The sequence below is a fragment of the Amycolatopsis thailandensis genome (assembly GCF_002234405.1).
Taxonomy (GTDB): Bacteria; Actinomycetota; Actinomycetes; order Mycobacteriales; family Pseudonocardiaceae; genus Amycolatopsis; species Amycolatopsis thailandensis.
The window spans coordinates 1-12552 of sequence record NZ_NMQT01000148.1 but is presented as its reverse complement, the minus strand read 5'-3'; the positions used below and the strand labels follow the sequence as shown (position 1 = coordinate 12552).

The 12552-nt window shown below is 68.9% G+C and carries 14 protein-coding genes and 1 riboswitch; of the genes, 9 read left to right on the top strand and 5 right to left on the bottom strand.

The window, feature by feature from the left end; genetic code table 11:
* The 4 genes from CFP71_RS36695 to CFP71_RS36680 all read right to left on the bottom strand — a co-directional run.
* Positions 1-316 (bottom strand): ATP-binding cassette domain-containing protein (locus tag CFP71_RS36695; RefSeq protein WP_143267236.1); only part of this gene is annotated, 316 nt, incomplete at its 3' end.
* Positions 313-1098, bottom strand: a complete 786-nt coding sequence (locus CFP71_RS36690; protein WP_093938508.1) for an ABC transporter permease — start codon at positions 1096-1098, stop codon at positions 313-315. The genes CFP71_RS36695 and CFP71_RS36690, both read right to left, overlap by 4 nt.
* Positions 1092-2033 (bottom strand): ABC transporter permease, encoded by a 942-nt coding sequence (locus CFP71_RS36685; protein WP_093938507.1) that lies wholly within the window; start codon positions 2031-2033, stop codon positions 1092-1094. Before CFP71_RS36685 ends, CFP71_RS36690 begins: the two co-directional genes overlap by 7 nt.
* A 1-nt stretch (position 2034) precedes the next feature.
* Positions 2035-3543 (bottom strand): ABC transporter substrate-binding protein, encoded by a 1509-nt coding sequence (locus tag CFP71_RS36680; protein ID WP_093938506.1) that lies wholly within the window; start codon positions 3541-3543, stop codon positions 2035-2037.
* 80 nt (positions 3544-3623) lie between these two features.
* A riboswitch (cobalamin riboswitch) is annotated at positions 3624-3780 on the bottom strand.
* 29 nt (positions 3781-3809) lie between these two features.
* Between CFP71_RS36680 and CFP71_RS36675 the strand changes: the two genes are divergently transcribed.
* From CFP71_RS36675 to CFP71_RS36660, 4 genes are read left to right on the top strand one after another with little or no spacing between them, the layout of a single operon-like run.
* Positions 3810-4544 (top strand): class I SAM-dependent methyltransferase, encoded by a 735-nt coding sequence (locus CFP71_RS36675; RefSeq protein WP_167406398.1) that lies wholly within the window; start codon positions 3810-3812, stop codon positions 4542-4544.
* 41 nt (positions 4545-4585) lie between these two features.
* Positions 4586-5023, top strand: a complete 438-nt coding sequence (locus tag CFP71_RS36670) for an SRPBCC family protein (protein ID WP_093938510.1) — start codon at positions 4586-4588, stop codon at positions 5021-5023.
* A gap of 23 nt (positions 5024-5046) precedes the next feature.
* Positions 5047-5862 (top strand): alpha/beta fold hydrolase, encoded by an 816-nt coding sequence (locus tag CFP71_RS36665; protein WP_167406397.1) that lies wholly within the window; start codon positions 5047-5049, stop codon positions 5860-5862.
* Positions 5859-6299, top strand: coding sequence for a GbsR/MarR family transcriptional regulator (locus CFP71_RS36660; protein WP_093938504.1), 441 nt, complete (start codon positions 5859-5861; stop codon positions 6297-6299). Before CFP71_RS36665 ends, CFP71_RS36660 begins: the two co-directional genes overlap by 4 nt.
* Positions 6300-6474: 175 nt before the next feature.
* On the opposite strand, the gene CFP71_RS36655 is transcribed toward CFP71_RS36660, so the two are convergent.
* Complete coding sequence (locus CFP71_RS36655; protein ID WP_143267235.1) at positions 6475-6675, bottom strand: hypothetical protein; 201 nt, start codon at positions 6673-6675, stop codon at positions 6475-6477.
* 536 nt (positions 6676-7211) lie between these two features.
* Here CFP71_RS36655 and CFP71_RS36650 point away from each other — a divergent pair.
* The 5 genes from CFP71_RS36650 (at position 7212) to CFP71_RS36630 (ending at position 12471) form a co-directional block, all read left to right on the top strand.
* Positions 7212-8408 (top strand): acyl-CoA dehydrogenase family protein, encoded by a 1197-nt coding sequence (locus tag CFP71_RS36650; protein WP_244199972.1) that lies wholly within the window; start codon positions 7212-7214, stop codon positions 8406-8408.
* A gap of 54 nt (positions 8409-8462) precedes the next feature.
* The gene (locus CFP71_RS36645) at positions 8463-9581 is read left to right on the top strand and encodes a zinc-dependent alcohol dehydrogenase (RefSeq protein WP_093938501.1); all 1119 of its coding nucleotides are present in this window, start codon (positions 8463-8465) and stop codon (positions 9579-9581) included.
* A 76-nt stretch (positions 9582-9657) separates the two neighbouring features.
* Positions 9658-11091, top strand: coding sequence for an alpha,alpha-trehalose-phosphate synthase (UDP-forming) (locus CFP71_RS36640; RefSeq protein WP_093938500.1), 1434 nt, complete (start codon positions 9658-9660; stop codon positions 11089-11091).
* Between the two features lie 25 nt (positions 11092-11116).
* Positions 11117-11596 carry a flavin reductase family protein gene (locus tag CFP71_RS36635; RefSeq protein ID WP_093938499.1) on the top strand — a complete coding sequence of 160 codons (480 nt, stop codon included), beginning with the start codon at positions 11117-11119 and terminating at the stop codon, positions 11594-11596.
* Positions 11593-12471, top strand: a complete 879-nt coding sequence (locus CFP71_RS36630; protein WP_093938498.1) for a Gfo/Idh/MocA family protein — start codon at positions 11593-11595, stop codon at positions 12469-12471. Before CFP71_RS36635 ends, CFP71_RS36630 begins: the two co-directional genes overlap by 4 nt.
* Positions 12472-12552 lie beyond the last annotated feature (81 nt).

The window sequence follows — 12552 nt, the reverse complement described above, 5'->3', positions numbered from 1 at the left end:
CCGGCCCGCAGCGGCGGACCGGGTCCAGCACCGCCGAAGGCTGTTGCGGCAGATGACCGACGACCCCGGCCCGGATCCGCCGGAGTTCCGCGCCGGTGCGGCCCAGCAGCGCGGAACCCGCCAGCCGGATCGAGCCGGACAGTTCGATGCCGGGCCGCGCCCGCCCGGTCGCGGCCAGCCCCAGGGTGGTCTTCCCCGTGCCGGACGCGCCGAGCACGACCAGCACCCTGCCGGGTTCGAGCGCCAGCGAAACGTCGTCGAGCAGAGCGGTGTCCGCGGCACGGGCCGACAGGCCGCTGATCTCCAAGACCGTCACAGGATCACCCGCCGGGCGGCGAGCAACCGGTCGGTGACGAGGTTGGTGCCGACGCACAACGCCATCAGCAGCGCGGCGGGCACCAGTACGACGGCGGGAGCGGTGTAGAGGGCCTCACTGTTGCGTTCGATGACCACGGCCCAGTCCGGGGAGTCCGAGGTCAGGCCGAGACCGAGGAAGTTCGCCGACGCCAGCAGGTAGAGCACCACGCCGAGCCGGGTCCCGGCGTCGGTGGCGACCGGGCCGGTGACGTACCGGGCGACGTACCCGAGCTGGATGCGCCACCACGGTTGTCCTTGCAGGGTAAGGGCTTCCACTGCGGTGCGGCAGCCGGGAGCCAGCGCCGCGGCCCGCACGACGCGGGTGATCGCCGTCAGCTGGAGGGCGGCGACGGCGGGAATCAGCACACCGGGCCCGCGATGCCCGGTCGCGGCGAGCACCATGAGCACCAGCAGCGACGGGAACGCCAGCACGAGATCGAGCGATCGCATCACGGCTTCGTCGGCCCACCGGCCGCGACCGGCCGCGAAGAGACCGAGCGGTACGCCGATCAGGTAGGCGAGCCCGAGCGCGGCGACCGTCATGCCGATCACGGGAAAGCCGCCGGTGAGGATCACCGTGAGCGCGTCGCGGCCGAGGACGTCGGTACCGAGGGGGTGGGCGGAGTCCGGTGGCTGCCACGGCGCCCCGACGGACACCGGCGGACCCGCGATCAGCGGTCCGGCCACCGCGAACAGCGCCGGGACGGCGAGCAAGATCCAGCCGAGCGTCCGGCTCACCATGTGACCAGCTCCCGGCGCGGCGTCAAACGGTGCGCGACCAGGTCGGCGACCAGGTTCCCGAGCACGACGACACCGGCGAACACGAGTACGTATCCCTGCACCTGCGGGATGTCCCGGTTCTGCACGGCCTCGACGAAACCCGTGCCCATCCCGGTGATCGCGAACAGAGATTCGACGATCACCGTGCCGGTCAGCAGCCCCTCGACGGCGCGGGCGAGCTGCTGTACGGCGGGCGCCGCGGCGGCGGGCAGGAGGTGCTTCAGCACGACGGTGCGTTCGCGCAGGCCGAGCAGGCGCAGATGGTCCGCCACCTGCCCGCGGGTCTGTTCCGCGACGCCGACCCGGATCTGCCTGGCGACGTCGCCCAGCTGACGGCCGACGAGCACGATCACCGGCAGCACGAGCACTTCGGGACGCTCGGTCAAGTCCGTCCCGGCCGCGGTGGCGGGCAACAGTCCGGTGTAGACGGCGAATCCCGCGACCAGCAGCAGACCGAGGACGAACTCGGGGATCGAATGCAGGAACAACGTGACGGCCGTGAGTATCCGGTCGGTCCGGGAGCCTTCGCGGACGCCGCACGCCACCCCGACGCCCAGTGCGAGCGGAACGAGCACGAGCACCGTCACCCCGGCGAGCACGGCGGTGGCGGTGAACCGGCGGGCGATCTCGTCCGTCACCGGAGCGCCGGTGACGAGCGAACGGCCGAGGTCACCGGTGGCCAAGCCCGAAAGCCAGTGCCCGAACCGGTCGAGGAGAGGCTGATCGAGGCCGAGCTGGTGGCGCACCGTCGCCACCTGCTCGTCGGTGGCCTGCTCGCCGAGTACGACCGAAGCCGCGTCGCCGGGCAGCAGCGCGGTCACGGCGAACGTGGCGACCAGCACGAACAACGCCTGGAGCACGGCGAACCCCAGCCGGCGCAGGGCGTACCCCGGCACGTCAGGACAGGCGGGCGCGGTCGAACCTCGCCCAGTCGAAGGTGTTCGGTGGTGCGGTGACCACCCCGGACACCCGTTTCGACGTCGCGATCGTCCAGGTGCTGAAGCCCCAGGCGAGCAGGCCGCCGGACTCGTGCACGATCCGCTGGGCGTCCGCGAACAGGGCCAGCCGGGCACCCTCGTCCGAGGTGGCGGCGGCACGGTCCATGAGCGTGTCGAACTCCGGCGAGGCGAACCCGTTGACGTTGTTCGAACCGCCGGTGCGGAAGCGCTGGTTGAGGAACGTCGCCACCGGCAAGGTGGCGGTGCGGGTGAGCGCGGCGACTCCCTTGGTCTTCGTTTCGCCGAAGTAGGTGCTCGCCGCCCGCGTGTTCGGCGTGGCCTTCAACCCGATTTCGTTCAGCTGCTGGGAAATCAGCGTCGCCGCGGTGGGGAAACCGGGATCGACGTCGCTGGTTTCGATGGCGAAAGCGAGTCCCTCGGCGCCCGCTTCCCGGACCAGCGAGCGGGCCAGATCCACGTCGCGGGAGCGCTGGGGAATGCCGGTGGCGTAGCCGCGAAGTCCCTTGCCGAACAGGTCGTTGCCGATCTCACCGCGTCCGGCCAATGCGACCCGGTTCAAGGCTTCGCGGTCCACTCCGGACAGTACGGCGCGCACGAGCCGAGGGTCGGCGAACGGCGGCTGGGTCAGGCGAAGGATCAAACCCTGCATCGTCGTCCCCCGGGCTTCGAGCAGCGAGACACGTCCGTCGCCGCCCAGCCTGGCCGCGGTACCGGCCGCGAGGTCGTGGGCGTAGTCGACCTGCCCGGAGAGCAGCGCGTTGACCCGGGCCGTTTCGTCGTTGACCGGGACGAATTCGAGCTCGCCGACGCTCGGCGCACCGTCCCAATGGGACTCGTTCCCGCGGAACACCGCCGTACCACCGGGAGTGAACGAGACGAAGCGGAACGGACCGGAGCCGACCGGCGCGCCGAACGCCGTCGTCCCGGCGGGGACGATCTCCGCTCCCGGCGCGCCCCAGCCCGACGGGAATTCGAAGTCGGGCGCGCTCAGCACCAGCTCCAGTTCGCGGGGGGAGGCGGCCTTGCTGCGGCCGAAGTCCACCTTCGCGAAGTACTGGCGGGACGAGGAGGCCAGTGCGGGGTCGGCGATCCGCCGGAAGCTGTACAGAACGTCGTCCGCGGTGACCGGGCGCCCGTCGTGGAAGGCCGCCTGCCGCAGCCGGATCCGCCAGCGCGTCCCGGAATTGTCGCTCTCCCAGGATTCGGCCAGCCGCGGCCGCAACGAGGTGTCGGCGTTGTAGGCGACCAGCGTGTCGAAGAGCGCCTTGGCCCGCGCCTGGTCGACGAAGAGCGAAACCTGTGAGGGGTCCAGTGTTTCCTTCGAACCGCCCGCCGCGAACGCGACCCGCAACCGGCCCGTGTCCGTTGGCGCGCTCCCGCAGGCGGCCAGAGGCGCGAGGGCGGCGAGGGCGAGCAAACGCCGACGGCCGAGCGGATGACGCGTCACAGTTACCTCCGGGACATCGAGCACTGTCCCGGGCGCGCGGACGCGCTGAAACGGGACCCCGCTCCGCACTCCACGACAGTTGGGGCTGGCAGTACCCGGCGGGCAGTCCGGCTCACGGCGTACGGCCGTTCACGGTTGCGGGTCAGCGCCGGATTCACACCGGCTTCCCCCGACGGGCACCTTCTTACGTTGTGGCGCACACGGTAACCCATGGGCGCCCTGTGCTACACAGGATCAAGATCACGAAGGGGAGCGCGGTGGACGAAATGCTCGCGGCAGGCTGGGTGCGACGGTGGGACTTCCAGCAGGAACGCTATGTCGCCGACCGCGAAGAACGGTTCGACGTCCTGATCGACGTCGTCGAACACGTCTGCCGCGATGTCGCCGAGCCGCTGGTGCTCGACCTCGGTTGCGGCCCGGGCTCGCTGGCCACCCGGCTCGCCCGGCGCCTGCCACACGTGCGGGTCGTCGGCGTCGACAACGACCCGTTCCTGCTCGCACTCGCCCGGGCGAGCCGCCCGGATGACGCGGACATCGAGTACGTCCAGGCGGATCTCGCCGAAGACGGCTGGCTGACGTGGCGGGCGATCGACGCCGCGGTGTCGACGACCGCCTTGCACTGGCTGAAACCGGAACGGCTCGCCGGCGTCTACCGTGACCTCGCGGACGCGCTCCGGGCAGGTGGGGCGCTCGTCAACGGTGACCACTTCTACGACGAGCAACCGGGCATCCGCGACCTCGCCGAAGCCGTCAAGAACCGTCGTGCCGCCCGGGCCGGGGTCGGGTCGAACGAAGACTGGAAGAGCTGGTGGGCCGCGATCGCGGCCGACCCCGCGCTGCGGGCGGAGTTCACGGCCGCCGAGCTGAGCGGCATCTCGACCGGCTACGGCAACAGGCTCAGCCCGCAGGAGCACACCAGGCTGCTCAGGGAGGCGGGCTTCGCGGAGGTGGCGCCGGTGTGGCAGTACGGCGACGACTACGTCCTCACAGCACTTCGCTGACCTGGTGGTTTCCGTGGCGCGAGGACAGGGTATGCGTGATCATGACCGAATTTCGTCACACCGCCACGATCGATCTGCCCGCCTCCGATCTGTTCGCCTACCTGCGTGAACCGCGTAACCTTCCCCACTTCTTCCCGCAGCTGAGCCAGGCCGAGCCGGAAGGCGGCGACGCCGTGCACGTCGAGGCCGACGTGGACGGTGAACACGTCGAAGCCGAAGCGTGGCTGAAGGTCGATGAGGAAAGTCGATCCTTGAGCTGGGGTTCCGAAGGCCCGCACGACTACCACGGCCGGCTGTCGATCGAAGACGCCGGTGCCAACGAGTCCCGGTTGACCGTGACCTTGAGCAGTGTCCGCGAGGCGGGCGACGAGGAAGTGCAACGCGGGCTCGAGGAGACCGTCGCCGCACTGGCGCACACCGCGGTCGCGGACTCCGACGTCGAAGCCGCCGAGGAACAAGGCGGCTGGGCCGGGCACTGAGCGGCGTGCGCTATATTTAGAAAATGGTGAATATGACCGGGGTGCTCCGCCGGGGCGCCCAGGAACTGCGGTACGGCGACCTCGCGGGCGATCGGCGTCCTGTCGTCTTCACGCACGGCGCGGGCATGGACCATCGGATGTTCGATGCCCAGGCCGAGGCTCTGCACGAACGCGGCCATCGGGTGATCACCTGGGATCAGCGCGGCCATGGCGAGTCGGGCCTCGCGCCGGGTTCCAGCTTCACCGCGGCGATCGCGCTCGACGACCTGACGGCTCTCCTTGACCACCTCGGTCTCGACAGCCCGATCCTGATCGGGCACTCCCTCGGCGGCAATCTCGCCCAGGCGCTGGTCCGCCGTTCTCCGGAACGCGCGGGCGGACTCATCGTCGTGGACTCGACGTGGAACGCGGGGCCCCTCACGGCCGCGGAACGGCTTCTGCTGAAGTTCGCCGCCCCGTCGCTGGCGCTGATCCCCGCCTCGCGGCTTCCCGGTCTCATGGCCCGTGCCTCGGCGGTGACTCCCGAGGGGATCGCCGAGTGCGAGGCGACCTTCGCGCGGATGCCCAAACGCGTCTTCCTCGACGTCTGGCGAGCCACCGTGTCCCTCGTCGACCCGGAGCCGGGGTACCGCACGCCCGTTCCGCTCGGCCTCGTCCGGGGTGAGGACGACAAGACCGGCAACATCGCGTCCGCGATGCCTCGCTGGGCGCGGGCCGAAGGCGTGCCCGAACACGTCGTCCCCGGCGCCGGCCACGTGGTCACCTTGGACGCGGCGGAGATGGCCACGAAGACCATCGTGGACATCATCGATGGCTGGGACGTGGAGCCCAGGGCATGACCCCCGCCGAGGACCGCGATGTGTTCGCCACGACCATGGGAGACTTTCTCGCGTCGTGGAACCTTCCGCGCGCGACCGGCCGCGTCTACGGACGGCTCCTGCTGAATTCCAGCCCCGCGTCACTCGATGAGCTCGGCGAGGCACTCGGCCTCAGCAAAGGGGCGGTGAGTGTGGCGGTCCGTGAGCTGGTCTCATGGGGTCTCGCCCGGACCATCCCGCAACCGGGCAGCCGCCGCCTGCTCGTCGAGGCGGTGGGCGGCTTCGAGCAGCTTCTCGCCGCCAGCCACGAGCGGACCCGCGCCTTCATCCGCGTGCTGCGAAGTGGAACGCGAAGTGCCGAAGACGAGAAGGCCGAGGCCCGGCTCGCCGAGGTCGCCGACTTCTTCGAGTCCTATGTGGACGCCGGGGAGCAGATGCTGCGGACCCGCCGGTCCTGAACGGGGCGAGCGGGGAAGTCGGCTTCTATTGGGAGTAGGGCAAAGGTGTCGTGCTCGGCCGCTCGCGCGTCGGCCGGGGTTCGAGTGTCGGGTACTGCCGGAGTGCGTCGGGTCCGGGAGGGGGAAAGACCGTGCTCCGGAGGCCACCTTCGTCCCGACACCTTTGCGTTACCCCTCAACAATCGCGTTGCTCAAGGGAGCGCACGTACTCGAGGTATGAGGTCACTTCCGGCTCGCCGGCGAAGCGCGCGCTGAGAATGCCGGAGAGGTCGCGTGCGACCGACATGAGCGATGGAAGCGACTTCCGCTCGCCGCCGAGAGCGCGACGGCCCCGCATGACAGCTTCGTCGAGATCACCTTCACTGGCGGCGACCACGCCGAGGGTGATGCTTGGGTCCAACCTCGCGCTTCGCGCATCGAGCGGACGCGTCCGGCCCATGACGGAAGGTCGTCTGTCATCGAGTTCGGCTCCCCTCGGTGGTCCCGCTCCAGTGTGGCTCAGGTCCAGCGGAACCACGGAAAGAATCGCCCCTACTGAATGTTAGAGGACCCTGACTGTGAGCCAGCAAAAGGAAAGCCGCTTCGGTAAGAGTCCATTGTGGACCAGTCAAGAAGCCACTGCCGATGTAGGTAATTTTGCCGCGCTGCGGTACGAATTCCTGATCGACTGACCGGTATTACGCCCGAAAGGGAAGCACTTCGGGGCGGATCGCTGCGTCGTTGGGCTGATTCCGTACCGCCATTCGGGTCAACCCCCTTTTCCTGTGGGCTAGATCACTCCCAGATATGAACATGCCCCTTGCTCGGGTGGTGGGGCCCAGGTAATCATTGCTTCGATAGTTCGAGGAACCTAAGACTATCGAAACCTCGTTTGGGGCGAGGTTTCCATCTGGGGATGGGGGAAAATTGTCATTGGATGAAGCTGTGCCGCGCCTGCTCGACGGGCCGCCGCCGACCGGTGAAATTCAGGAATGGCTGGCGAAGGTCGACAAGATCGCACCCATTGTCGAGAAGTACAGAAATGACAACGAAGATCGGCGCGTGACGTCGGCCGAGACGCTCGACGCCGTTCGCGAAGCGGGCCTGCACAGAATGTGGGTCTCCCGGGAATTCGGTGGCGGGCAGGTGGACATCGCCACCGGCTCGGCCGTCATCCAGGCACTGGCGCGCCTCGACGCGTCGGTGGCCTGGCAGGTCGGCGTCCAGGGCGCGATCGGCAGGCTTTCGGACTACCTTCCCGAGGCGACCTCTCGCAAGCTCTTCGCCGAGAGCGACAAGCTGGTCGTCGGAGGGGTCAACCCCTCCGGGACGGCCGAAGCCGTCGAAGGCGGTTTCCGGCTCAGCGGGAAATGGTCCTTCGCCAGCGGTTCGGCGCACGCCGACTGGCTGGTGTGCGCGGCCCGCGTCACCGACGACGGGAAGCCGCGGCTCGGGGAAGCCGGTCCGGTCATCCGGATGCTGTTCCTGCCGCGGACCAGCGTCACCTTCGTCGACGACTGGCACACGCTCGGCCTGCGGGGCACCGGAAGCGTCAGTTACCTGGTCGACGACGTGTTCGTCGGCGAGGACCACACGGTGGACGGAGCCGCCATGCACGCGGCGCCGCTTCCGCGTGATTCCCGTGCCTACGCGATCAGCTACTACGACTTCGGGCCGTTCACGTCCTCGTCCACCGCCCTGGGAATCGCCCAGGACGCGTTGCGCACGTTCAAGGAGATCGCGCTCCGCAAGACGCCGACGGGCGCGTCGGGCACCCTGGCGGGCAGCCACGTGGTCCAGGACAAACTGGCCAGGATGGAAATGGCCGTGCACAGCAGCCGTCTCGTCCTGGCGCACGCGGCCCGGCAGGCGACCGAACACGGCGCGGACGGCGGCGACGAACTGACGTCGCTGATCCGGCTGACGGTCGCGACCGTCGCCGAGAACGCGTGCCAGGTGGTCGACACCGCCCATCAATACGCGGGCACGAGTTCGCTGTACACGACGAGCAGGCTCGAGCGGAGTCTCCGGGACGTGCGTTCGGCGGTCAAGCACATCACGCTCTCGCATTCGCATTTCGAGATGGTGGGCCAGTACCTGTTGACCGGGAAATTGCTCATGCGCCGCTGACGCGCCTTTTCCGAGCTCACTTGTTTCCTTTTACTTTTCCTGAGGGGATTGACGATGACCACCTCCGTGTCCACGACCACGGGCCGTTCGGGCATTCCGCTTCCGGCCACCATGAAAGCTTTTCACCTGACCGCGCCGAGGAAGACCGAATTGGCGACGGTGCCCGTTCCGGCCACGCCGGAGGACGGCCTGCTGCTGAAGACGCGCTGCGTCTCGATCTGCTCGACGGACATCTCGGTGTTCGAGGGGCACCTGTTCCCGCCGCAGTACCCCGTCGTCCTCGGCCACGAATATCTCGGCGAGGTCGTCGAGATCGGCTCGGACTTCGACCACGAAAGCGTCGGCCTGGAGATCGGCGACAGGGTCGTCTACTGGGGCCAGACGGACTTCGAGGGGCTTGCCGAGTACCGCTCGGTCCGGCCGATCTTCTCCGGACAGGTCAAACGCGACGTCTTCTGGACCGACCGGAACTTCCTCGACGACCGCCGGGCGGCCGCGGTGAAGATCCCGGCCGAGATGAGCGATCTGGAGTGCTCGTTCATCGAGCCGACCACGGGCGCGTTGCGGTCCATCCTGAGCAACCCGCCCCACATCGGGGACAAGGTGCTGATCCTCGGCACCGGGCCCATCGGGGTCATCGCCGGCCGGATCATCAAGCAGCTCTTCGCCCCCAATTCGGTGGTGTCGGTGGACCTCAACCCGAACCGGAACGTGTTCGCCGCGGAGAACTTCTCCGATCACGCGTACCTGCCGGACGAGCTCGACACGGCGATCAACGAAGGCACTTTCGACTACGTCTTCGACACGTTGCCCACCATCAAGAACGTCGACGAAGACCGTGACCCGCGGCGGATGGCGATGCGCAAGCTCAAGCCGCGCGGTCGTTATGTGCTCTACGGCGCGTCGCAGGAGATGCAGAAGTTCGACACGTGGCTGATGCTCGCCAAGGGCATCAACATCATGTCGGCGCCCTTCGACGTGTCCAGTTTCCCCATGCACCACAGCGCCAACGTCATCTACTCCGCGATGCAGATCCTGATGAGCGGTGTCGTCGACGGCGCGCGGCTCCTGTCGTCGGTCTGCCGGTTCGAGGACTACGACCAGCTGGTGTCGATCTTCGAGAACTACCGCAGCACCACCGACCTGAAGACCATCGTGGACTTCAGGGGGTGATTTCCCCGGGAGGGGGACAGCGGCGTCCCCCTCCCGGCGGCTCTGCTTCCTTGGTCGCCCTCATCGGGAGAGGTTCATGACCGATCGTTCGGAATTCGTAGTCGTCGCCAACCGTTTGCCGGCGAGCGTGCACCGCACCGGGACCGGGGCCGAGACCTGGCGCCGCAGCCCCGGAGGTCTGGTCAACGCGCTGGAGCCGTTGCTGCGCAAGCGGAGCGGCACCTGGGTCGGCTGGCCGGGTATCCCGGGCACGGTGACCCCGCCGGAATCCGTCGGCGGGATCCGGCTTTCGCCCGTCTCGCTCGACGAACACGCCGTCGCCTCGTTCTACGAAGGATTCTCCAATTCCACCTTGTGGCCGCTGTACCACGACGTCGTGATGCCGCCCGCTTATCAACAGAGCTGGTGGGAAAGCTACGTCGAGGTCAACCGGCGCTTCGCCGAAGCCGCCGCGGAGGTCAGCGCGCCCGGTGCCACCGTGTGGATCCACGACTACCAGCTGCAGCTGGCCCCGGCGATGGTGCGCGAACTGCGCCCCGACGTCCGCATCGGCTTCTTCCTGCACATCCCGTTTCCGCCGGTCGAGCTGTTCATGCGCCTGCCCTGGCGGACCGAGATCGTGCGCGGGCTGCTGGGAGCGGACCTGATCGGTTTCCAGCGGCCGGGTGGCGCCCAGAACTTCCTCTGGCTCAGCCGCACGCTGACCGGGGCGGCGCAGGTGCCGAAACAGGTCGGCGCGGGTCCGCTGGGCGGCGCGATCGACCTGGGTCACCGGTCGGTGTCGGTGGGCTCCTTCCCGATCTCCGTCGACGCGGGCGCCTGGGACGCGCTGTCGAGGGATCCGCGAGTGCGGGAACGCGCGGCGCAGATCCGGGCCACACTCGGGAATCCGCGGCGGGTACTGCTGGGGGTGGACCGTCTCGACTACACCAAGGGCATCGACGTCCGGCTCCACGCGCTGGGGGAGTTGCTCCGCGAGAAGCGGCTCCACGCCCGCGACACCGTCATGGTGCAGATCGCCATTCCCAGCCGGGAACGGGTCGAGCACTACCGCCTGATGCGCCGCGAGGTGGAGCGTGAGGTCGGCAGGCTCAACGGCGAATTCGGCGCGGTGGGCCATCCGGCCGTGCACTATCTGCATTCTTCGATCGATCAGCGCGAACTGGCGGCGTTCTACCTCGCCGCCGACGTGGCGGTGGTGACTTCGCTCCGGGACGGCATGAACCTGGTGTGCAAGGAGTACGTCGCCAGCCGCCACGACCTGACCGGCGCGCTGGTGCTGAGCGAATTCGCCGGCGCCGCCGGGGAACTCACGGATTCGTTCCTGGTCAATCCGTACCACGTCGACGAGGTCAAAGAAGCGATCATGCAGGCCGTGAGCCTGCCCGCGGCCGACACGCGAAGCCGGATGCGACGGCTGCGAGACCACGTGCTCGACCACGACATCGATCATTGGGCTTCGTCGTTCCTCGACGAACTCGCGACCGAGCACATCAAGGTCGCGACCTAGCCACCGAACAGCAACTGGGGGAAAGATGCCTGTTCTCGCGGAAGACTTCACCCGCGCCATGACCCGCGTTCCCGGCCCGGTCACCGTGGTCACCACGGCCGACGAATCGGGGCGGCGCTGGGGTTTCACCGGAACCTCGTTCAGTTCCCTGTCCCTGGCCCCGCCGCTCGTGCTGGTGTGCCTCGCCAAGAAGGCCAGCACCCATCGCGCGTTCACGACGTCGGCCAGATTCCTGATCAACGTGCTGGGCCGGTCCCAGGAAGACGTGGCGTCGCGCTTCGCCACCTCGGGCGTCGATCGGTTCAGCGCCGGTGACGCGATCCCCGTCGAGCACGGGTTGCCCGGTCTGCCGCAGGCGGTGGCCCGGTTGTCGTGCTCCACTCATTCCATTCAGGACGGTGGGGATCACAGCATCCTCATCGGTCTCGTGGAGGCCGTGCACGTGGGCGACGGTGATCCCCTCGTGTACGTCGACCGGTCGTTCACCCGGCCGGAGCCCCGGTGACCCCGGTGCGGGTCGCGATCCTCGGGACCGCGCACCCGCACCTGGCGGACCACCGGGAGGCGATCCGGCGCGATCCCCGCGCCACCGCGGCTTCCGGACTGGATGACGCCGACGCCGTCATCATCGACTCCGTGACCGCTGATCATCCGCGGTTGCTGCGTGCGGCGATCGAAGCGGGAAAGCCCGCGCTGGTGGAAAAACCTCTCGCCGCGACGGTCCCGGAAACCGGCGAACTCACGTCGCTGATCGACGCCGCCGCGGTCCCGGTGACCACCGCGATGTTCCTCAGGTGCGCACCCGCTTTACGCGGGCTGCGCACCTTTCTTTCGGCGGGATCCGGCGGGCCGGTGACGTCGGTGCGGGCCCGGTTCTCCCATCCGGGGCTGCTCGACGGCTGGTTCCGCGGCCGGACCGCGTGGATGCTGGACCCTCGCCAGGGCGGTGTCGGTGGTCTCGCCGACCTCGGGATCCATCTGCTCGACCTGCTGCTGTGGCTGCGCCCGGACGCGGGCCTTCGTGTCGTCTCCGCGGTCAAGGACCGGGCTCCGGGCATCGCCATGGACGTCGGCGGAACGGCCCGGCTGGACTGGGACGGTGTGCCGGTGACGCTCCACTGTGGATGGACCTCGCGCCCCGGCGGCTTCGACGTCCGTGTCGACCGCGCCGGGGGATCGTGCACGGTGAGCGGTGGGCGGCTCGTGATCGCCACCGGTACCGGGCACCGGGCCGAGACGCACCCGCCACTCGACGCGGCCGCCGTCGTACCCGCCTGGCTCGACCAGCTCCACGGCGTCGCGACCTGGGAACCGCCCACCAGCGACGACATCGCCCGGTGCGCGCTGCTGCTCCAGGAGATCGACGCGGCAGCCGGCTGAGAGGCGGGGTCGCGGTGGGCCGGTCGCTCCGATCCGGCTCCCCCCGCCCCCCGGAGCGGCTACGGGGCGTGCGCGGGCGCG

Coding starts and splice junctions, on each gene's coding strand:
- CFP71_RS36640 (WP_093938500.1), top strand. CDS start 9,658: ATGACCGATCGTTCGGAATTCGTAGTCGTCGCCAACCGTTTGCCGGCG.
- CFP71_RS36690 (WP_093938508.1), bottom strand. CDS start 1,098: ATGGTGAGCCGGACGCTCGGCTGGATCTTGCTCGCCGTCCCGGCGCTG.
- CFP71_RS36675 (WP_167406398.1), top strand. CDS start 3,810: ATGCTCGCGGCAGGCTGGGTGCGACGGTGGGACTTCCAGCAGGAACGC.
- CFP71_RS36670 (WP_093938510.1), top strand. CDS start 4,586: ATGACCGAATTTCGTCACACCGCCACGATCGATCTGCCCGCCTCCGAT.
- CFP71_RS36665 (WP_167406397.1), top strand. CDS start 5,047: ATGGTGAATATGACCGGGGTGCTCCGCCGGGGCGCCCAGGAACTGCGG.
- CFP71_RS36645 (WP_093938501.1), top strand. CDS start 8,463: ATGACCACCTCCGTGTCCACGACCACGGGCCGTTCGGGCATTCCGCTT.
- CFP71_RS36635 (WP_093938499.1), top strand. CDS start 11,117: ATGCCTGTTCTCGCGGAAGACTTCACCCGCGCCATGACCCGCGTTCCC.
- CFP71_RS36660 (WP_093938504.1), top strand. CDS start 5,859: ATGACCCCCGCCGAGGACCGCGATGTGTTCGCCACGACCATGGGAGAC.